The sequence below is a fragment of the Streptomyces siamensis genome (genome assembly GCF_039543605.1).
Lineage (GTDB): Bacteria > Actinomycetota > Actinomycetes > Streptomycetales > Streptomycetaceae > Streptomyces > Streptomyces siamensis.
The window spans coordinates 589,169-609,556 of record NZ_BAABKB010000002.1; the positions used below are offsets into that span (position 1 = coordinate 589,169).

The 20,388-nt window shown below is 70.2% G+C and carries 17 protein-coding genes; 15 read left to right on the plus strand and 2 right to left on the minus strand.

Annotation, left to right across the window (positions count from 1 at the left end; all coding sequences use genetic code 11):
- Positions 1–104: 104 nt before the first annotated feature.
- The 7 genes from ABEB03_RS05295 (at position 105) to ABEB03_RS05325 (ending at position 10,987) form a co-directional block, all read left to right on the plus strand.
- On the plus strand, positions 105–590 hold the full coding sequence (locus ABEB03_RS05295; RefSeq protein ID WP_345641905.1) for a hypothetical protein: 486 nt from the start codon (positions 105–107) through the stop codon (positions 588–590).
- Between the two features lie 97 nt (positions 591–687).
- A complete protein-coding gene (locus ABEB03_RS05300; RefSeq protein ID WP_345641907.1) occupies positions 688–2,235 on the plus strand; it encodes an FG-GAP-like repeat-containing protein in 1,548 nt (515 codons plus the stop codon).
- A 294-nt stretch (positions 2,236–2,529) separates the two neighbouring features.
- A complete protein-coding gene (locus tag ABEB03_RS05305; RefSeq protein ID WP_345641910.1) occupies positions 2,530–4,080 on the plus strand; it encodes an alkaline phosphatase D family protein in 1,551 nt (516 codons plus the stop codon).
- 90 nt (positions 4,081–4,170) lie between these two features.
- Positions 4,171–5,361 (plus strand): hypothetical protein, encoded by a 1,191-nt coding sequence (locus ABEB03_RS05310; RefSeq protein ID WP_345641913.1) that lies wholly within the window; start codon positions 4,171–4,173, stop codon positions 5,359–5,361.
- Positions 5,362–5,712: 351 nt separating this feature from the next.
- A complete protein-coding gene (locus tag ABEB03_RS05315) occupies positions 5,713–7,212 on the plus strand; it encodes a bifunctional cytidylyltransferase/SDR family oxidoreductase (RefSeq protein WP_095934260.1) in 1,500 nt (499 codons plus the stop codon).
- 184 nt (positions 7,213–7,396) lie between these two features.
- Positions 7,397–9,529, plus strand: coding sequence for a hypothetical protein (locus ABEB03_RS05320; RefSeq protein ID WP_345641916.1), 2,133 nt, complete (start codon positions 7,397–7,399; stop codon positions 9,527–9,529).
- A gap of 267 nt (positions 9,530–9,796) precedes the next feature.
- Entirely contained in the window at positions 9,797–10,987 is a 1,191-nt protein-coding gene (locus tag ABEB03_RS05325; protein WP_425589183.1) for a glycosyltransferase family 2 protein, read from the plus strand.
- 55 nt (positions 10,988–11,042) lie between these two features.
- On the opposite strand, the gene ABEB03_RS05330 is transcribed toward ABEB03_RS05325, so the two are convergent.
- The gene (locus ABEB03_RS05330) at positions 11,043–12,443 is read right to left on the minus strand and encodes a polysaccharide pyruvyl transferase family protein (RefSeq protein ID WP_345641919.1); all 1,401 of its coding nucleotides are present in this window, start codon (positions 12,441–12,443) and stop codon (positions 11,043–11,045) included.
- Positions 12,444–12,743: 300 nt separating this feature from the next.
- Here ABEB03_RS05330 and proB point away from each other — a divergent pair, with 300 nt between their 5' ends.
- The 5 genes from proB to ABEB03_RS05355 all read left to right on the plus strand — a co-directional run bounded on the left by proB (position 12,744) and on the right by ABEB03_RS05355 (position 17,849).
- A complete protein-coding gene (gene proB / locus ABEB03_RS05335) occupies positions 12,744–13,850 on the plus strand; it encodes a glutamate 5-kinase (protein ID WP_095934257.1) in 1,107 nt (368 codons plus the stop codon).
- Between the two features lie 203 nt (positions 13,851–14,053).
- A complete protein-coding gene (locus tag ABEB03_RS05340) occupies positions 14,054–14,548 on the plus strand; it encodes a hypothetical protein (protein WP_345644083.1) in 495 nt (164 codons plus the stop codon).
- A 61-nt stretch (positions 14,549–14,609) separates the two neighbouring features.
- Positions 14,610–15,896, plus strand: a complete 1,287-nt coding sequence (locus tag ABEB03_RS05345; RefSeq protein ID WP_345641922.1) for a glutamate-5-semialdehyde dehydrogenase — start codon at positions 14,610–14,612, stop codon at positions 15,894–15,896.
- An 86-nt stretch (positions 15,897–15,982) separates the two neighbouring features.
- Positions 15,983–16,588, plus strand: a complete 606-nt coding sequence (locus ABEB03_RS05350; RefSeq protein ID WP_459115348.1) for an SCO2584 family spore wall biosynthesis protein — start codon at positions 15,983–15,985, stop codon at positions 16,586–16,588.
- A 193-nt stretch (positions 16,589–16,781) separates the two neighbouring features.
- Positions 16,782–17,849 (plus strand): SCO2583 family membrane protein, encoded by a 1,068-nt coding sequence (locus ABEB03_RS05355; RefSeq protein WP_345641928.1) that lies wholly within the window; start codon positions 16,782–16,784, stop codon positions 17,847–17,849.
- Between the two features lie 52 nt (positions 17,850–17,901).
- On the opposite strand, the gene ABEB03_RS05360 is transcribed toward ABEB03_RS05355, so the two are convergent.
- Positions 17,902–19,032 (minus strand): M48 family metallopeptidase, encoded by a 1,131-nt coding sequence (locus ABEB03_RS05360; protein WP_345644086.1) that lies wholly within the window; start codon positions 19,030–19,032, stop codon positions 17,902–17,904.
- Positions 19,033–19,102: 70 nt separating this feature from the next.
- On the opposite strand from ABEB03_RS05360, the gene ABEB03_RS05365 reads away from it, so the two are divergent.
- From ABEB03_RS05365 to nadD, 3 genes are all read left to right on the plus strand, one after another.
- The gene (locus tag ABEB03_RS05365; RefSeq protein WP_143658426.1) at positions 19,103–19,294 is read left to right on the plus strand and encodes a hypothetical protein; all 192 of its coding nucleotides are present in this window, start codon (positions 19,103–19,105) and stop codon (positions 19,292–19,294) included.
- Between the two features lie 139 nt (positions 19,295–19,433).
- Complete coding sequence (locus tag ABEB03_RS05370) at positions 19,434–19,595, plus strand: hypothetical protein (protein WP_095934250.1); 162 nt, start codon at positions 19,434–19,436, stop codon at positions 19,593–19,595.
- Positions 19,596–19,664: 69 nt separating this feature from the next.
- Positions 19,665–20,384: a nicotinate-nucleotide adenylyltransferase gene (gene nadD, locus ABEB03_RS05375; protein ID WP_345641933.1), complete on the plus strand. Its 720-nt coding sequence runs from the start codon at positions 19,665–19,667 to the stop codon at positions 20,382–20,384.
- The last annotated feature ends 4 nt before the right edge of the window (positions 20,385–20,388 follow it).

Genomic DNA, 20,388 nt, shown 5'->3' on the forward strand with positions numbered 1-20,388 from the left:
GGGCAACCGTGCGGGACGGCGGGGAGTCGTACTGGGCACGCATGGGGATCTTGAGGCTGTGGACCTCCTTGCGTCCAACTGCCTTCCAGATGCCCGGAGTCCACGTGTCCGAGCCCTCCCTGCCCAGACCGGGGATGCGCCGAGCGGCCGTCGTCGCGACGGCCGCGTCCCCCGCGAGCACCACCGTCCTGTGTGTGGCCCACGCAGGTCCCGCCACCGGCGTCGCCGGGACCACGCCCACCGAGAGTGAAGGGCCGGAGGGCCTCTGCCCGCTCATCACACCGAGGCACGGGCAGGGCCTTCGTGCCGAGGCGGGGGAGAGCCTCACGCCCGGGGAGGCGAGCGGCGACGGCCGTGTGCGCCTCGCCGTCGGCGCGCCCCGCGAGGACGGGGACGCCCGTCCGACGTGGGCGTTCCGCTCCGCAGCCTCCGCAGCCTCCGCAGCCTCCGCAGCCTCCGCAGCCTCCGCAGCCTCCGCAGCCTCCGCAGCCTCCAGGGCCGTGGCCGCGCGGGCCGTCTCCTTCGACGGCTCCGGCACGCTCGGCCCGGCCCCGTCGTTCGCCCTCGCCCGGGGCGAGTTCGCCCGCTGAGACCCGGACTTCCCCTCCTTCCAAGGGACTTGCCGGAGCCGACGGCAACGCCACGGCGGATCCGGTCACCCCGACCCCCTCTACGTCAGGAACGCTCATGTCCCCGCACACGCACCGCCGTTCCTTCCTCTCCCGTCGCAGACGCGTCGTCCTCGGCGCGGCCGTCGCGGTCGCGGCCGGTGCCCTCGTGGTGCCCACCGTCAACGCGGCCACCACACCGGCGTCTTCGGCGACCCCCAGCGCCAAGCGCCTGCACGACGACTACAACGGCGACGGCTATCCGGACCTGGCGGTCGGCGCGCCCGGCACGACAGCCGACGGCCACGCCAAGGCCGGCGCGATCAGCGTGGTGTACGGGGCGGCCGGCGGGCTGTCGACGTCGCGCAAGCAGGTGCTGACCTGGCCGGCCCGCTGGAACTCGGTCAATACGCTGACCGCTTACGGGACGCAGCTCCAGAGCGCCGATCTCGACGAGGACGGTTACGCAGACCTGCTGTCGTCCGTGGCGATGAAGCACTTCGACGGATACTCCGGCAAGGTCGTCGTCGTCAACTGGGGCGGCCCCAAGGGGCTTTCGACCGAGCCGACGATGCTGACCGGCATGCCGGACGCGATGCACATGCGCGGCTTCACCGTGGCGGACGTCGACGGCGACAAGCACCCCGATCTCGTGCGGCTGGGCGTCGACGCCACGTCGACCGATCCGCAGGGGCAGCACGGCGCCGAGTCGGTCACCGCGGACGGCGCCGTGCGGCACGGCCCGTTCACCCGGGACCGGCTGGGTACCAGGACCACGTACTTCGACATCACGCCCGGTGAGTTCGAGATCGCCGACATCGTCACGTCCGCAGACGTGAACGGCGACGGCATCGCCGACATCGCCGTGAGCACCCATTCGACCGAGGAATCCGATTCACGCGGCGTCGCCCTGCTGACCGGCGGCGCGGACGGCTTCACCAACAAGGGCCTGCTCAAGGACACCACGGGACGCCTCATCGGCGGCGAGGACCTGGCGATCGGTGACCTGAACAAGGACGGCTACGGCGACATCGTCGTCGGCCACTCCTTCGACAACTACGACAGCGACGTGGAACTCCCCACCAAGGGCGGCGCGCTGGGCGTCGTCTACGGCGGCCCGGGCGGCCTGTCCACCACCCGCAAGCCGGTGTGGATCAACCAGGACACCGCGGGCGTGCCCGGTGCGGGTGAGCACGGCGACGGCATGGGCACCGGACTGTCGATCGGCGACACCGACGGCGACGGCTACCTCGATGTGGCCACCGGCCTCCCGAACGAGGACCTCGGCAGCCTCACGGACGCGGGCAGCGTGCTCGTGCTGCGCGGCAGCGCCAAGGGGCTCACCGGCACCGGGGCGAAGGTGTTCACGCAGGACACCGCCGGAGTGCCCGGGACCGCGGAGAAGCAGGACCGCTTCGGCACCGAGACCGCCCTGCTCGACGCCAACGGCGACAAGAAGGACGGCCTGATCATCGGGGACGCGGACGAGAACGCCGGCAACGGCTCCGTCTGGATCCTGTCCGCCACGGCGACCGGCATCACCGCGAGCGGCGCGTCCTCCTTCGGCGGCGCCACGCTCGGACTGCCCGCGACGGGTTCGCGTTTCGGCCAGTCCCTGAACGACTGAACCACGTTCGTCGCAGGTCCCGCGCGTCGGCCCGGGCGCGCGGGACGGGGGAGGTGACCGGCCCCGTCCGCGCGTTTTTGGCCACCTGAACACACCCATGGGGAATGTCCGCTGACGTTCCGTCCGACCCGTTGTGGCAAGATCGCGTTCTTCGTGCTGTTCCTGTGCCGCAACGGGTCTTGCGTTGTCTGCCCATTTGTCATGCACGCGAAGGCCTCTGTTCAGCGGGCGGACCGTCCTCCCGTGGGAGCTTCCGAGTGCCACAAGAGCCCAGCGAGGCAAGGGAGTTCGCCGATGACCGGAGCAGTGTCGCCCGACCGCCGCCGCTTTCTGACCGCCGGTGCCGCCGTGCTCGGCGCCGCGGCGTCCGCCCAGCTGTGGCTGCCGACCACCGCGCGGGCAGCCGAAACACCTCTTCCCGAAGGCGTGTTCAGCCTCGGCGTGGCCTCCGGCGACCCGCTGCCCGACGGCATCGTGCTGTGGACCCGGCTCGCCCCCGACCCGCTGAACGGCGGCGGCATGCCCGACACCGTCGTGCCGGTGGAGTGGGAGATCGCCGAGGACGACCGGTTCAGGAAGAGCGTGCGCCGGGGCGTCGCCCAGGCCGGGCCCGAGTACGGGCACAGCGTTCACGTCGATGTCCGCGGACTGCGCCCGGGCCGTGTGTACTGGTACCGCTTCCGCGCCTCCGGACGGCTCTCGCCCGTAGGCCGCACCCGCACCGCGCCCCACCCGCACAGCAGGGGCGGCTCCCTGCGCGTCGCGCTGGCCTCCTGCCAGAACTGGCAGAACGGCTACTTCACGCCGTACGCCGACATGCTCGCCCAGGACCCCGACGTCGTGCTCTTCGTCGGCGACTACATCTACGAGTCCAAGCCGTCGGCGACGGCCGTGCGCAGGCACGAGGGCAGCGACGAGCCGTACACGCTCGTCCAGTACCGCAACCGCTACGCCCAGTACCGCAGTGATCCGCACCTCGCGGCGATGCACGCGGGCGCTCCCTGGGTCGTCACCTTCGACGACCACGAGGTCGACAACGACTACGCCGGCCAGATCCCGCAGGACCCCGACAAGCAGTCGCCCGACGGGTTCGTCGCCCGGCTGACCGCCGCCTACCAGGCGTACTACGAGCACATGCCGGTCCGGGCGGCGGCGATCCCGAACGGTCCGCACATCCAGATGTACCGGCGGCTCGACTTCGGGCGTCTCGCCCGCCTCAACGTCCTGGACACCCGGCAGTTCCGCAGCGACCAGGCGACCAGCCAGGAAGGCGCCGAGGACCCCTCGCTCACCATGCTCGGGGCCGAGCAGAAGGAGTGGCTGCTCGACGGCCTGCACCACTCGCCGACCCGCTGGAACCTGATCGCCTCGCAGATCATGATGGCCGAGACCGACCTCCAGGTCGGTGAGGGCAAGCTCTGGTACTACGACGCCTGGGACGGCTACCAGGCCGAACGCAACGCCCTCATGGGGGAGTTCACGAGCATCCGCAACCCTGTGGTGCTCACCGGTGACCGGCACCTGACGATGGTCAGCGACCTCAAGGAGGACTTCGCCGACCCGGACTCCGACGTCGTGGGCGCCGAGTTCGTCGGGACCTCCATCTCCAGCGGCGGCGACCAGGACCAGGCTGCCTTCCACAAGGAGTGGGACCCGCGCACGGCGGACAACCCGCACTGGAAGTTCATCGACGCCCACCGCGGCTACCACCTCTTCGACATCCGCCGCGACGGCATCGACGCCCAGGTGCGCGTCCCGGAGACGGTGCTCAGCCCGGAGGCCGCCTCCAGCACGCTGGCCCGGCTGCGCGTCGAGGACGGGGAGCCGGGCGTACGGCTCGTGTGACCGGTCCGCGGACCCGGTGCCCTGGGACTCACCCGAGTCCCAGGGCATTCTCAGCCTGCCCTCAGGAAGGCTCCTTACCGTCCACTCACCATGGAGACCGACTGTTCGACCCACCCCGCGACGGCCGCCGGGAGCGCCCCGCCCGCCCCGCTGCCCACCGGCACCCGGCTGCTGCACATAGGCCCGCACAAGACCGGGACCACATCCATCCAGGGCGCCCTGTTCGCCGCCGGGGAGGCGATGGCCCGGCACGGTGTCGACTTCCCGGCGCACAGCAGGCACCCCATGGAGGCGGCCCTCGCGGTGTGCGCCCGGCCCGGCATGATGGGTGACGTCCGGCCCACCGAGGGCCACTGGCAGCGGCTCGTGGACGCGGTGCACGCCACCGGGAGGCGCACCTCGGTCGTCAGCAGCGAGTTCTTCGCGGACGCCCCCGACGACGAGACCGTCGCGCGGATCGTCGGTGACCTGGGGGGTGACCGGGTGCACGTCCTGGTGACCCTGCGTCCGCTGGCCAGGATCATGCCGTCGCAGTGGCAGCAGTACGTGCAGAACGGGCTGCGCATGGGCTACGAGGACTGGCTCGACCACATGCTGCGCAGGGCCCCGTACGAGAAGCCCAACCCGAGCTTCTGGCGCCGCCACCGCCACGACCGGCTCGTCGAGCGCTGGGCGCGGGTGGTCGGAGCCGGGAATGTCACCGTCGTCGTGGTCGACGACCGGGACCGCGACGGACTGATGCGCACCTTCGAATCCCTCCTCGGTCTGCCGGACGGACTTCTGGCGGAGATTCCGGACACGGCCAACCGCTCCCTCACGCTCGCCGAGACCGAAATGCTGCGGATGCTCAACACGGAATTCCGTGGCAATGGACTGCCCGACGAGATCTATTCCAGGCTCGTGCGCAACGGCGCCGTGATGCATATGAAGAACACCTGCCGGCCGGCATCGGACGACGCCCGGATCAGCACTCCGGAATGGGCCGTGCGGGCCGCCGCGGACATCGGCGCGGAGATGGCAGGACGGATCGCGGCGCTGGACGTACGGGTCCTGGGGGACCCGGCTCTGCTGTCCGCCGTACCGGCGCCCGGGGCCCCGCGCACCGCACCGGTGGCCGCCCGTATGGACCCGGAGGTGGCGGCCCGGGCGCTGTACGGGGCCCTTGCCGTGGCCGCCGCCTCGGCGTCGGCCGCACCTGCGCGCACGGTGCACCAGACTTCTTCGAAGGAACTGGTGAGGGTTCTCGGCCACCGGGTACTCAGGCGTCTCAAGCGAGCGTGAGGTCGGGTGCCGCGGTGGCCGATAATCGCGGTGCCACAAGTACCGCGGGTCGGAACCGCGGTACCGGAGACGGACGGTGGTCGCGGCGAATACGAGCCGTGACACCTGAAGTCGAAAGGGGTGCGGCGCCCGGGACCGGAGTGCGGTCCGTGACGTGAAGGACGCACGGAAATCGTGTGCAGTTACTCACAGCAAAACGGGACAATCCGGTCCCGTTTCTCGGAAGTCTCCTGCGCACAAGGTGAATAACCGGTTGCGCGCACATATGCAGTAGAGGGCGCTCACCTTGCATGGCAGTAACCGAAAGTGGGACCATTCCCGGGTTCCCTGTCGCCCCAAGGTAGGTCACCTGTGTCTGAGCACTTTGCCAAGCCCCGTACCACCGCAGTGATCCTGGCTGGTGGCACCGGTCAGCGCGTGGGTCTGTCGATTCCGAAGCAGCTGCTGAAGATCGCCGGCAAGGCCGTCATCGAGCACACGCTGACGACCTTCGAGAAGGCCGACTCCATCGACGACATCATCGTGCTGATGGCCCCGGGTTACGTGCCGGACGTCGAGAAGATCGTCGCCAAGGCCGGGCTGAAGAAGGTCGCCAAGGTGATCGAGGGCGGTTCGACGCGGAACGAGACCACCGAGCGCGCCATCAGCGCCCTGGGTGAGGGCCTCGCCGAGGGCGAGGACCGCAACGTGCTGTTCCACGACGCCGTGCGCCCGCTGCTGTCCGAGCGCGTCATAGACGACTGCGTCACGGCTCTCGAGCGCTACCAGGCCGTCGACGTCGCCATCCCGTCCGCGGACACGATCATCGTGACCCGCACCCACGGCGAGGACGGCGAGTTCATCACCGAGATCCCGGACCGCTCCCGGCTGCGCCGCGGCCAGACGCCCCAGGCGTTCAAGCTGTCCACCATCCGCCGCGCCTACGAGGTCGCGGCCGGGGACCCCAACTTCCAGGCCACCGACGACTGCTCCGTGGTGCTCAAGTACCTGCCGGACGTGCCGATCCACGTCGTCGCGGGTGACGAGTACAACATGAAGGTCACGCAGCCCGTCGACGTCTTCATCGCCGACAAGCTCTTCCAGTTGGCCTCCACCGCAGCGCCCGAGCAGGCCGACGAGGCCGCCTACCGCGAGTTGCTCACCGGCAAGACCGTGGTGGTCTTCGGCGGTTCGTACGGCATCGGCAAGGACATCGCCGAACTCGCCGAGGGCTATGGCGCGAAGACGTACGCGCTCGGCCGCTCGACCACCGGCACGCACGTCGAGAACCCCGAGGAGGTCGACGACGCGCTGTCCACGGCGTACGCGGAGACCGGGCGCATCGACTACGTCATCAACACCGCGGGCGTGCTGCGCATCGGCAAGCTCGCCGAGACGGACAACGCCACGATCGAGGAAGCGCTGAAGGTCAACTACCTGGCCCCGGTGCAGATCGCGCGCTCCTCCTACAAGTACCTCGCCGAGACCAAGGGCCAGTTGCTGCTCTACACCTCCAGCAGCTACACCCGCGGCCGCGCCGAGTACAGCCTCTACTCCTCGACCAAGGCCGCCATGGTGAACCTCACCCAGGCGCTGTCCGACGAGTGGGCCGGCGACGGCATCCGCGTCAACTGCATCAACCCCGAGCGCACCGCGACCCCCATGCGCACCAAGGCGTTCGGCCAGGAGCCCGCGGGCTCGCTGCTGTCCTCCGAGGCCGTGGCGCACACCTCGCTCGACGTCCTGCTCTCCGAGCTCACCGGTCACGTCATCGACGTCCGCCAGCAGGACCCGACGGCGGGCGCGGGCAAGGCCTCCGGATTCGAGGCGGCGCTGGCCAGCGTTCTGGACCGCCAGGACGGCGTGGCATAATTACCGCACAGCTTTTTATGGAATTCAGGCCTCTGTGGCTGCGTGTTTGCGGCGCATTCGCAGAGGCCTGAATCCGTAAGGTTCCGGATCGCCGCGGAATGCCGTTTCCCGCATTTTTCCGGCTTTCCGGAGTGAAGCTCCAATTTCGTACCAAACCGGCACTCTCTCAAGAGCAGGTTTCTTCGTGATTTCCACCGCTATTCGCGTTGCCCGGGTGGGCAGCGCGGCCGAGCTGGCCGCGGCGGCCCTCATGATGCTGGGCTTCCCCTGCCTGATGCTGGCCGCGCTCCTGCCGAGCGTCGCAGCCTTCGCGGCCGCGGCCGCCGTGACGTACCTGGCGGACCACTATCTGCACCGGCGCGGCAGCTATCTGATCAACCGCCTCAGCAAGGTGCGGGCCGGTCTGTCCATCAGATTCCTGATCCGCCAGCTGCTCCTGGTGCTGCTGCTGGCGCGGTTGGAGCTGTCCGACAGCCTGGTCTTCTACGCGGCGATCGCCTGCTTCCTGGCCTTCTACGGCTTCCAGGCCCCGCACGGCGCGCTGATCACGCTGATCCGGCTGCGCCGCAAGATGCCCGTCGCCACCCGCAATGTCGACCTGGCCTCGCGCATCCGCATCCCGGACGCGCCCCCGCGCCGACTGCTGTCCCGGTCGGCCGAGAAGATGCTCCACCTCGACCTGGCGGCCGTCGTCGGCGTCCTGGTGACCGCGGCGACCGACAACAACGTCTACGGGTTCGTGGGCATCGGCCTCACCGTGGCGCTCGGCTTCGGGTACGTCGCCGCGCTGGTGCCGTACGTCCGCGGCCGGAAGATCCCGCCGAACGCCGAGAAGGTCCTCGCGGCGGTCGACGACTGGCTGAGCGAGTACCGCCCGGAGACGGTGCTCTACTTCTCGGGCTCCAAGGATTCGGCGTACCAGGTCAACATGTGGCTGGAGACGATGGAGCAGCTGGACACCCGTCCGCTGATCATCCTCCGTGAGCGCGCCATTCTGGACCGCATGGCCCCGACCACCGTCCCGGTCGTGTGCGTGCCCGGCGGTGTGCACCTGATGAACATGGACCTGTCCACGGTGCGCGTCGCGCTCTACGCGGCGAACGTCGGCAAGAACATCCACATGCTGCGCGTGCCGACCATGAAGCACGTCTTCATCGGCCACGGCGACAGCGACAAGCTCGCCAGCGTCAACCCGTTCAGCAAGGCGTACGACGAGGTGTGGACCGCCGGACGTGCGGGCCGCGACCGCTACGCCATCGCCGACGTCGGCGTCCGCGACGACGACATCGTCGAGGTGGGCCGCCCGCAGCTGGCACCGATCCAGTCGTGGCAGGGCGTGCCCGAGGGCCGTATCCCCACCGTGCTCTACGCCCCCACCTGGGAGGGCTGGGACGGCAACCCCGGCAACACCTCGATCGTCCTCGCCGGCGAGAACATCGTGAACAAGCTGGTGAAGGCCGACCCGCCGGTCCGCGTCCTGTACAAGCCGCACCCCTTCACCGGCACGGTCAGCGCCGAGGCGGGCGCCGCCCACCGGCGCATCACCGCCCTGGTCGAGAAGGCCGGCGCCGAGCGTGCCGCCGACTCGCGCTTCACGGCCGACGCCGCCGGCCAGACGCAGGCCAAGGCCGAGCTGGCCCGCATAGAGGCCCGGCTGGCCGAGCTGTCCGGTGCCGCCGCCGACAAGGGCGACGAGGCCGAGGCCACCCGTGACGGCGTGGCCGACGTCGAGAGGCACGAGGAGGTCGCCCGGCTGCGCGGTGCGTGGAACGAGGCGTACTGGCGTTCCTTCGGCAGCTTCGAGCACCGGGTCATCACGGGCGCCGAGCCGCGTCTGTACGACTGCTTCAACGTGTCCGACGCGATGGTCTCCGACATCTCCAGCGTCGTCTCCGACTTCATCGCGAGCGGGAAGCCGTACGCGGTCACCGACTCCGCGGAGCTCGGTGTCGAGGAGTTCAAGCGGCAGAACACCGCGGTGCGCGCCGCCGTCATCCTGTCCAACTCGGCCGCCGAACTGGGCGACCTGCTGATCGCGGTCGCCGACTCGGACGCCGACGCGCAGGCCGCCGACCGCCGGGAGCTGAAGCAGTACCTGCTCGGCCCCGACGAGCCGGCGTCGATAGACCAGTTCAACGCGGCGGTGCGGGACCTGGCGCGCAAGGCCGAGACGCGCAACCTGGGTCAGGAGGGCGGCGCGCCCGTCGGCGCCGATCTGTCGAGCGACAGCGAGCTGGTCGCGGACGGTGGTCTGGCGAACGTCCTGCCGGGCCAGCGGGTGACCGGCGACACGGACGGCGCGGCGATCACGGGCTGACGCCACCGGTCTTCACCAGGGCATGACCCCGAGGAGCACTCCTCGGGGTCATGCCCTTTTCTTACGCTTCTTCCCGCTCCTCTTACGTCCTCCTGTCAGCCTGACGCGTGGAGCACCTCACGCCGGGCACCCCTCCTTTTCCTGTGAGCTGGATCACTAAGTGAGCGTCCCTGGGCAACCGGTACGTACTTTCAGTCGTCTTCTAGGTAGCGATTGAGGTGATAAGAGGGAAATGTTCCATGACACTTCCCGTAACGAGGGGGATACGTGACGCAGCCTGATGTGACCGTCGTCATCGGGGCGTACGAAGCGATGCCGTACCTGGTCAAGTGCCTGGAGTCGGTGGAACACCAGACACTCGACCCCGCACGGATCGAAGTGATCGCCGTCGACGACGGGTCCACGGACGGCACGGGGGAGTACCTGGAGAAGTTCGCCGAACGCGCGCCCATGGCCGTCACGGTCATCGGCCAGCCGAACTCGGGCGGACCCAGCGGCCCGCGCAACGTCGGCCTCGGCAAGGCCCGCGGACGGTATGTCTTCTTCCTCGACGCCGACGACCACCTCGGCCCCGAGGCCCTGGAGCGCATGGTCGCCATGGCCGACGAACACGGCACGGACGTGGTCCTCGGCAAGGTCGTCGGGGTCAACAGGAACGCCCCGAAGTCGATGTGGGCCAAGAACCTGACCCGCACCGACGTCTTCTCCTCGAACATCAAGTTCACGCTCAGCGCGCAGAAGCTCTTCCGCCGCGACCTGCTCACCCGGCACGGCATGCACTTCGACGAATCGCTGAAGACCGGCGAGGACGCGCTGTTCACGATGGAGGCCTACCTCCGCGCCGACGGAGTCTCCGTGATCGCCGACTACGAGTGCTACTACCTGGTGGGCCGCGACGACGGCAAACACGCCACCAAGAGCGGCGGTTACACCCTGCGCTTCGACTCGGCGCGCGCCCTGATGGGTCTCATCGCCGACCTGGTGCCCCCGGGGCCGCGCCGCGACGCCCTGATGATCCGGCCCTTACTCGTGACCCTGATCCCGCAGTTCGGCCCCGGCTACCTCAAGCAGAGCGAGAAGGTCCGGCGCCACAAGCTCGATCTGGCCGAGCCGCTGCTGGCCGCGTACTGGCACCCCGGCGTCGCGGGCCGCCTCAAGGTCCACGAGCGGCTGCGACTCCACCTGGTCGCCCAGCGGCGAGCCGATCTCCTCGTCGACGTACTGGAGTTCATCAAGGCCAAGAAGGAACCCGAGGCGGTCCTCGAGGACCGGGGCCGCAAGGCCTACCTCGCCTATCCCCACTTCCGCGACCCGGCCGCGGGCATCCCCGACAGCTGCTACGCCCCCACCAACCGCGAGGCGGCCGCCATCGAGGGCTTCAGGCCGCGCAAACGGCGTCTGCCGCGGCTGCGCAGGCTGGCCCGCCGTGTGCTGGGCCCGCGCCGCGCGACGGCGTAGGCGCCCCGAAGGACACCTCCCCGCCGCCCCACCGTGCGCGGGCCCGCCCGCCGGGCTACTGCCGGCCGGACTGAAGCGCCTTGCGCAGGGGCCGCCCCACCGCTCGCCGGGCCCGCCGGTAGACCGAGCGCTCTCCGGTACCGCCCGGTCCCGCGAGGACCCTCGACACCTTGCCGGCCCGTGCCAGTTCACGCCGCAACTGGTCGTTGTCCGTGGACAGTTCGGTGATACGCGTCTGGAGCCAGCCGAAACGCGCGCTGAGCGAGGCGATATCCGCCTCGTTCCAGGGGCGGATCCCGGGCGGGAAGCGGAGGGAGCGGATGCGCTCCTCGTAGGCCGCGCCCGCGTCGCCGTGCGTGAAGGTGTTCTCCAGGCCGTTGCGGTCCAGGAAGCCGATGAAGCGCTCGAAACGCTCCTGGTGGCCGCCCGTCAGGGAGCTGAAGTCGGCCTCCGCGTACAGCTCGGCCGGGTCGAGATCCTCCGGCAGCTTGGTGATCCGCCGGTGCGGGATGCCGAAGTAGCGGCACAGCTCCAGGGTGCGCGAGTCGCCGCACAGCACCGTCGCGGGCGTACCCGCGAGCAGCGCCGCGATGTTGCCGTGGATGCGGGAGCCGAAGGAGAAGTCGAAGTCCCGCAGGTCGTCGATCCAGGTGACCGGGTCGATGTACACGCGGACCTTGTCCTCGCGGTACATCGGGTGGTCGGGGTGCGTGGGCATCGCGGTGACGGCCGCGTTCGGGTCCGACAGGTCGCGCCAGTGCAACTGCCGTGCGTCGCTGAGGTTCTGGCCGATGAAGCGCAGATGCGGATAGCGCGCGTGGGCGCCGTCGATGACACGCCCGAGTCCCTGCGACTTCACCGCGCTGTGCGAGCCGTTCACCGCGATCCGGGACTCCGGGCCGAGTGACTCCGCACGCTTGCGCACGTCGAGGTCCTTGCCGTGTATGAACAGCGAAGGGCAGCCGATGACCTCGACGTCCTTGAACCCCATGTCCTTCAGATAGCGCTCGGTGAACTCGCCGCGCACCCCGATCGAGGCGCTGTGGTCCAGGACCGCGGAGACGAAGTCGCGGACGGACGGTTCCATGGGCTTGAGCCGGGCCGGGTTGTAGCCGAGACCGGTCTGCGCGCCGATGCCCGGCACGACCACCGGGATCTTCAACTTCCTTATGAGCCGCGTCAGTCGCCTGAGCTGCGGTTCGAACGAGGGCCGGAACGCGTTGGCCAGGGGCACGACGAACGCGTCGAACTCCTCGTTGATCCGGCCCGCGGCGCTCACGTCGGTGCGGATGCCGTTGGACACGACCTCGGTCCGCGGTGTTTCGAGGATCTTGTGCGCGGCGTCGCTGAAGATCAGATTGCCCGAGTTGGTGGCGATCACATCCTGGTGGAGGGCCTCCTCCAGGGGGATCACGTCGTACGGACTCTTCCCGGATCTCAGGAGTATGCGCTTCACAGGGTGATCGTTGGCCACAACATGCAACTTAACTTTGCGTCGTCTTTATTTACTATGTGCAACCCGTACAACCTTTTTTGCATACGCGACCTGTGAGCGTCCGACTACGGGGCGCCGTCCGGCAGCTGGACCGGCGGGCGCCGCGTCTTCCCGTTCGCGTAGATTGCCGGGCGGGGCAACGGACCTACGCGAGGGGACACACGGCACGTGGCAGGCGCAAGGCAGAGCGAGACGCACGCCGACGGAAGTGCTGGGGCGCACGCCCACGGGAGCGCTGTCGCGCCCGCCCACCGGAGCGCTGTGGCGCAGGCCCACCGGGTCGTCGTCAAAGTGGGCTCCTCCTCGCTGACCACGGCCTCCGGCGGGCTCGACGCGGACCGTGTCGACGCCCTCGTCGACGTCCTCGCCAAAGGCCGCAGCGGGGGCGAGAGGGAGATTGTCCTCGTGTCCTCCGGCGCCATCGCCGCCGGACTCGCGCCGCTGGGACTGCGTCGCCGCCCCAAGGACCTCGCCCGGCAGCAGGCCGCCGCCAGCGTCGGCCAGGGACTCCTCGTCGCCCGCTACACCGCCTCCTTCGCCCGCTACGGCATCCGCGTCGGGCAGGTGCTCCTCACCTCCGACGACACCAGCCGCCGCGCTCACCACCGCAACGCCTCCCGCACCCTCGACAAGCTCCTCGCGATGGGTGCCCTCCCGGTCGTCAACGAGAACGACACCGTCGCCACGGACGAGATCCGCTTCGGCGACAACGACCGTCTCGCCGCCCTCGTCGCCCACCTCGTCCGGGCCGATCTGCTCGTCCTCCTCTCCGACGTCGACGGCGTGTACGACGGCGACCCGAGCAAGCCGGGCACCTCGCGGATAGCGCAGGTGCACGGCCCCGACGACCTCGCGCACGTCGAGATCGGCAGTGCGGGCAAGGCCGGCGTCGGCACCGGCGGCATGGTCACCAAGGTCGAGGCCGCCCGGATCGCCGCCGCCGCCGGCATCCCGGTGGTGCTGACCAGCGCCGTCCACGCCGCCGACGCCCTGGCGGGCGGGGACACCGGCACGTACTTCCACCCCACCGGCAAGCGGTCCGCCGACCGGTTGCTGTGGCTCCAGCACGCCTCCACCCCGCAGGGCGCCCTCGTGCTGGACGACGGGGCCGTGCGCGCCGTGGTCGAACGGCGCAAGTCCCTGCTGCCGGCGGGCATCGCGGCCGTCGAGGGCGAGTTCACCGCGGGCGACCCGGTCGAACTGCGCGACGGTACGGGCCGGGCGGTCGCACGGGGCCTGGTGAACTTCGACGCCAAGGAGATCCCCCGGCTCATCGGCCGTTCGACCCGGGAGCTGGCGCGCGAGCTGGGCCCGGAGTACGAGCGGGAGGTCATCCACCGTGACGACCTCGTCCTCCTGAACCCGTAGCCCCGCCGGGCGGCGGGCGGCAGCGGGGCCACGAGCCCGAACCTCCGGTCCAAAAATGTTGTGAACGTTTCGCGGACGCCGGCGGCAGCGAGGTGAAACTCCGTAAAAGTGCCACGCGAGGGCTCCCCACCTGCTCAACTTTGTGGCAGGGAGAGTCCGGGATTCAGTACGAACATCGCGTGAAGGAGGCCGTCGTGAGACGAGTGCGCCCTGGGGCGGCGGCGTCCCGCGGTGGTGCCTCTCCCGCCCTCGGCTCCACGCGGGCGGGAGGTCACCCGTCCCGAGCCGCGGGCGAGGAGCGCGCCCTGACGAGCGTCGCCGCCGGTGACACCTACGAGGGCGAGGCACCCGCCGACCTGCCGCGGCTGTGGCACGTCACGCTGAGCGTGTCGGGCGAGGAGGCCCCGCTCAAGGAGGTCCGGCGCGGCCTCGAACAGCTCGCCCACGACCACCCCTTCCTGCTGACCAGCCGCTACGCCAACGACCACGCGGAGATCCGCTACTGGGAGGAGGCCCGCGACCTGCACGACGCCGCGGCCGTCGCCCTGCGCCTGTGGGGCGAGCACCGGCAGACCGCCAAGCTCCCGCCCTGGGAGATCGTCGGCCTGGAGGTCATCGACCGCGAGACGTACCACCAGCGGATCGCGGAGGGGTACGGGCCGCTGCCCGCCACGCCTGTCGGAGTTCACCCCTTTTGAGCCCGTCTCGCGGTGTGGGATGACGAGTGGATCCGTCCCCCCGGCGCACTACCCTTCCTCCATGACCACGCTCTCGCCGTACGACTCCATGTCTCCGGTCACCCAGGCCGCCTACCGCGCGAAGGCCGCAGCCGCCGACCTGGCGCCCCTCCCGCGGGCCGAAAAGGACGACGCCCTGCTCGCGATCGCGGACGCGCTGGAGGTCCGTACGAGCGAGATCGTCGAGGCCAACGCGAAGGACATCGCCCGCGCCCGCGAGGCGGGGACGAGCGAGACCGTCATCGACCGGCTCACCCTCACGCCCGAGCGGGTCCGCGCGATCGCCTCGGACGTCCGCGACGTGGTGTCCCTGCCCGACCCGGTCGGCGAGGTCGTCCGCGGCTCGACCCTGCCGAACGGCATCGACCTGCGCCAGGTCCGCGTCCCGCTCGGCGTCGTCGGGATCATCTACGAGGCCCGCCCGAACGTGACGGTCGACGCGGCCGCCCTCTGTCTGAAGTCCGGCAACGCGGTCCTGCTGCGCGGCTCCTCCTCCGCGTACGAGTCGAACACCGCCCTCGTGCGGGTCCTGCGCGACGCCGTGGGCGGCGCGGGCCTGCCCGCCGACGCCGTCCAGCTGGTGCCCGGCGAGAACCGCGAGTCCGTACGCGAGCTGATGCGCGCCCGAGGCCTCGTCGACGTCCTCATCCCGCGCGGCGGCGCCTCCCTGATCCGCACGGTCGTCCAGGAGTCCACCGTCCCGGTCATCGAGACCGGCACCGGCAACTGCCACGTCTACGTCGACGCCCACGCCGACCTCGACATGGCGATCGACATCCTGATCAACTCCAAGGCGCAGCGGCCCAGCGTCTGCAACGCCGCCGAGACACTCCTCGTCCACCAGGACATCGCCCCCCGGTTCCTGCCGCGCGCCCTGGACGCCCTCGCGGCCGCCGGGGTCACCGTGCACGGCGACGAGCGGGTCCTCGCCTACGCCAAGGACTCCAAGGCCACCGTCGTCGAGGCCACCCCCGAGGACTGGGAGGCGGAGTACCTCTCCTACGACATCGCGGCCGCCGTCGTCGACTCGCTCGACAGGGCCGTGGAGCACATTCGGCTGTGGACCTCCGGTCACACCGAGGCCATCGTCACCACCTCGCAGCCGGCCGCCCGCCGATTCACCCAATTGGTCGATTCGACCACCGTCGCCGTGAACGCCTCGACGCGCTTCACCGACGGCGGTCAGTTCGGCTTCGGCGCCGAGATCGGCATCTCCACCCAGAAGCTGCACGCCCGGGGGCCCATGGGGCTTCCGGAACTCACGAGCACCAAGTACATCGTCACCGGGGACGGGCACGTCCGGCGCTGACACCCGCCCCGGCGGAACCGTCTCGTCAGGTGGATGAATTTCCATACCGTCTGCCCAAATTGACCCCCCAGGTCTACTCTGGATCCGTGCCGGAGGACGTGGGGGGCACGCCGTTCCCTGACGGCTGGGAGCCCGACGACGACCGCGACCGCGGGGGTGCGGACGAAGAGTTCGCCACCGTGGTCTTCGACGAGGACTTCGTACGGGCGGCGGTGATCCACGAGCCGACCGCCGTGGAAAGACTTCTCGCAGCCGCAGAGGCCCGCGCCGAGGCCTCCGAGGCGGAGGCGCGCCGCACGCACTCCCGGGGCGCCCGGGGCGACGACGACCGGTACGAGGACGGCTTCGGCCGCGGCGATTTCGGCCATGATCCCGATCTGGACGATCTGGACGACACCGAGGTCCTGGACGGCCACTACGGCGCACCGGGGACCTATGGCAGGCCCTACGGCAAGCAGACCCGCTGGCACCGCCCCGTGGCCTGGATCCTCGCGCTCGTGATGGGCATCGGCATGGTCGCCCTGGCCTTCACGGCGGTCTACCGGGGAGCTTCCTCCGGCCGGCAGGAACAGGTCCCGCCGCCCGCTTCCACGGGCCTGGAGCAGGGCCAGGAGAGCGTGACCGGTACCGGACCCTCCGCCTCGGCCGACTACTCCCAGCCGGCGGTCTCGGCGGACCCCAGAAGGCCCTGACACCGCGCCCGCCGCGGCGTCGGCCCGCGGGCCGGGAGGACAAGGCCTTCGGGCCCGGGAGGGCAAGGCATTCGGCCCCTCGGACGGCCCGGTGACGGTCCCTCGAACGGCCTGACGGTCCTGGTGAGAACCTGTCAGAACTTGTCGTGTACCACGGCGTTTACCTGAGCTCCGGGAGACCTACTCTGAATGTATGGGCGGGCCTGGAGAACCACCTGAGGGGACACCCGAGGGAGCTCCCGCAGGTGGAGAGGACGAGTACCGATCCGTCGTCTTCGACGAGTCGTTCGTCCGCGCTGCCCGCCTCCAGGAGTTCTCCGCCCAGGAGCGCATGGCCGATCACACACCGGCCGTACGCCGCCGCCCGACCCTCCAGCGCGGCCTGTCCCGGCAGGCGCTGATCCTCGTCCTGCTGATCGCCATAGCCTTCGGCACGGCGATCTACATGGGCGTACGCCACCCGTACCAGACCCCCACCGCCCAGCCCCCCGAGCCGCTGCGGATGACGGTCATACCCCTGTCCCCACAGGCCGCCGTCCCCGGCTCCACCAGCACCGACGAGCTGTACGCCCACAGCCCCGCCGCGCAGTTCCGCATCGGCGCCGAGGGCATCACCCTGCCGGCTTCCCGGCGCACCGCGCACTTCTCCGACAGTCAGGTCGTCACCGCCCTGACCACCGCGAAGGACTATCTCGTCGAGTCCGCCCTCGACCCCGACGTGCTCACCGGCGGCGCCACCCGGCCCGTGCGCATCCTGCTCGATCCGCAGCAGCTCGATCAGTTCGACCAGAGTTTCGAACGGCCGATGGCCGACGGGCGGCACGCCCCCACCGGCTGGCTGGTCCGCTTCGACCCCGCCGGTGCCCAGCTCGCCGACAACAAGATCCGCGTACAGGGCACCCTCCAGGCCGCCGAATTCGACGCGAACACCCTGGAGGTCATCGCCGACCACACCTTCGTGTACGCGCTGAAGCCGACCGGGTCGGACGCGAAGACGCGGGCCTCGCTGTTCACCGTCCGGCGCGAGCTGCACTTCCGCTTCGACCGTGACGACCTGCGCATGCACCAGGCCGAGCTGGCCGTCTCCTACGTCCAGGCCGGCCCGCTCGCCTGCTCCGAGGACTCGGTCAACCGGCTGCATCCGCTGCTCGCGGGACAGACGGCCAAGGCGGGCGGCCCGGCGGGCACCGACCCGTACGCCACCGGGAGCGCCACGGCCCTGTGCGGCTCTCTGGCGAAGAGCGCCCAGCCGAAGGTGTGACCGCTCGCCCGCTCCCCGGCCCGCGCCCGGTGGGTGGGAGCCTCCGCCCCGGTCAGCTGTCGCCGTCGGGACGCCCGTCGCCCGGGTGGTCGTCGCCGGACCCGCCGTCGGAGTTCCGCGGCGGAGCGTCCTTGGTCGCGCCGCCCGTGAAGCCGCCGAAGCCGCGCCGCACCCGGCCCCCGAGGTCTCCCGCACCGCCCGCGATGTCGCTGACCAGCTTCATCAGCGGGTCCTTGGAGTTCTTCACGTCGCTGGCGTAGCTCGCCGCCGACTGGCGGAAGGAGTCCGACACCGAGGTGTCCTTGTCCTCGCTGCGCCGCGGGTAGTGACCGTCCATGATCCGCTGGTAGTCGCGGGACTCCGCCCACTTCTTCAGCTCCGCCGCACGCACCGTGGTGAAGGGGTGGGTGCGGGGCATCACGTTGAGGATCTTCAGGACGGAGTCCCGCAGGTCGCCCCCGGCCTCGTACTCCTCGGCCTGCGCGAGGAACGCGTCCACGTTCATCTCGTGCAGATGGTTGCCGCCCGCGATCTTCATCAGGCCGCGCATCGAGGCACGCAGGTCCTGGCCGACCAGCAGCCCGGCGCGGTCCGCGGACAGCTCCGACTTGCGGAACCACTCGCGCAGCGCCGTGACGATCGCCATGATCGCGAGGTTGCCCAGCGGGATCCAGGCGACCCGGAGGGCGAGGGTGGTGAGGAACAGCAGGATCGTGCGGTACACGGAGTGACCGGACAGCGCATGGCCGACCTCGTGCCCGACGACGGCGCGCATCTCCTCCTCGTCCAGCAGCTCGACGAGCCCCGTCGTCACCACGATGATCGGCTCGTCCAGGCCGATGCACATCGCGTTCGGCTGCGGGTCCTGGGTGACGTACATCGGGGGGACCTTCTCCAGGTCCAGGATGTAGCAGGCGTCCCGCAGCATGGCGTTGAGGTGCGCGAACTGGGCGTCGGAGACGCGCACCGAGTCGGACAGGAACAGCAGCCGCAGGCTGCGCTCGGGCAGCAGGCCGCTGAGCGCCTTGAAGACCGTGTCGAAGCCGCTGAGCTTGCGCAGGGCCACCAGGGCCGAGCGGTCCGCCGGGTGTTCGTACGCCCGCGAGGAGATCCCCTCGAAGCGCCTGCGCTGCCTGCTCGGCACGCTCTCGTGCCCGTTCTGCTCGTGGCCGTCGTCGGACATGTCTTCCCCCATGTGCGTCTGTGTGCCCTATGTGCCCCCAAGGCAGAGCCCAGCCTAGGCGGAGATACCGTTGACGGGCAGTACAGAGAAGGAGTCGTACGCCATGGAGCACATCCCCGCAGCCGCCTGGCTCACCGAGGCCGCGAACGCGGCAGACAAGCAGGGGCCGGGCAATCTGCTCCGCGTCGTGCTGGTCGTCATGGTCGTCGGCGTGGCCCTGACCGCATGGTTCCTGCTGCGCGGGTACAAGCGGGACGACTGACCGCCCGTGGCGCCCGGTTTTCCGGCGCCGCGCGGCAACCGGCGTCCCCAACGGCGGAGTCGGCGTGATCGTGGCCGGGACCCCCGCATACGATGAGCCGACGTCTTTATCCCGCCCACACCGGATAGGTCCTGCCGAGATGAGCTTCCACAGCACCGCTGCACAGTTGGTCACCGTCGCTGCCGAGGGTGAGAACGGCGGCAACCACGAGAGCCTCAGCCCGTACCTGACCGGCGGCGGCGCCCTCTTCATCCTCCTTCTTCTGCTGTGGATCACCACACGCTTCAACCGCGACCGCTGAGCCCCACAGGGCCCGCTCAGGGCCCCTGTCGGCCGGAGCCCGTCGGCCGGGCCGGTAGGGTCTGCACGCATGGGAGAGCAGGACATGCCTACCGGTCCGGCGAGTGACACGGAGAGCGGCACCGGCGGTTCCGCCAAGGGCGGCACGGCCGGCATCGTCGGCCGTGTGACGACCGGTCCCGGAAACGGTCCCTCGAATCCGGGCAAGCGCCGCCTCGGCGTCATGGGGGGAACGTTCGACCCGATCCACCACGGGCACCTCGTGGCGGCCAGTGAGGTCGCCGCGCAGTTCCACCTCGACGAGGTGGTCTTCGTGCCGACGGGGCAGCCGTGGCAGAAGACCGACCGCCAGGTCACTCCGGCCGAGGACCGCTACCTGATGACGGTCATCGCGACCGCCGAGAACCCTCAGTTCTCGGTGAGCCGCATCGACATCGACCGCGGCGGCCCGACCTACACCACGGACACCCTGCGCGACCTGCGCGCGCTCAACCCCGACACGGACCTCTTCTTCATCACCGGCGCCGACGCCCTGGGCCAGATCCTCACCTGGCGGTACACGGAAGAACTGTTCTCCCTCGCGCACTTCATCGGGGTCACCCGGCCCGGTCACACCCTGACCGACCCGGGGCTGCCCGAGGGCGGTGTCTCGCTCGTCGAGGTTCCCGCGCTCGCCATCTCGTCCACAGACTGCCGTGCGAGAGTCGCCAAGGGCGACCCCGTCTGGTACCTGGTGCCGGACGGTGTGGTGCGCTACATCGACAAGCGCGAGTTGTACCGCGGCGAGTGAGCCG

Bases quoted from the DNA above. Each gene is read 5' to 3' on its own strand.
- ABEB03_RS05370 (WP_095934250.1), top strand. From the start codon at position 19,434: ATGAGCTTCCACAGCACCGCTGCACAGTTGGTCACCGTCGCTGCCGAG.
- nadD (WP_345641933.1), top strand. From the start codon at position 19,665: ATGGGAGAGCAGGACATGCCTACCGGTCCGGCGAGTGACACGGAGAGC.
- ABEB03_RS05305 (WP_345641910.1), top strand. From the start codon at position 2,530: ATGACCGGAGCAGTGTCGCCCGACCGCCGCCGCTTTCTGACCGCCGGT.
- ABEB03_RS05360 (WP_345644086.1), bottom strand. From the start codon at position 19,032: ATGTCCGACGACGGCCACGAGCAGAACGGGCACGAGAGCGTGCCGAGC.
- ABEB03_RS05300 (WP_345641907.1), top strand. From the start codon at position 688: ATGTCCCCGCACACGCACCGCCGTTCCTTCCTCTCCCGTCGCAGACGC.
- ABEB03_RS05345 (WP_345641922.1), top strand. From the start codon at position 14,610: ATGACCACGCTCTCGCCGTACGACTCCATGTCTCCGGTCACCCAGGCC.
- ABEB03_RS05310 (WP_345641913.1), top strand. From the start codon at position 4,171: ATGGAGACCGACTGTTCGACCCACCCCGCGACGGCCGCCGGGAGCGCC.
- ABEB03_RS05355 (WP_345641928.1), top strand. From the start codon at position 16,782: ATGGGCGGGCCTGGAGAACCACCTGAGGGGACACCCGAGGGAGCTCCC.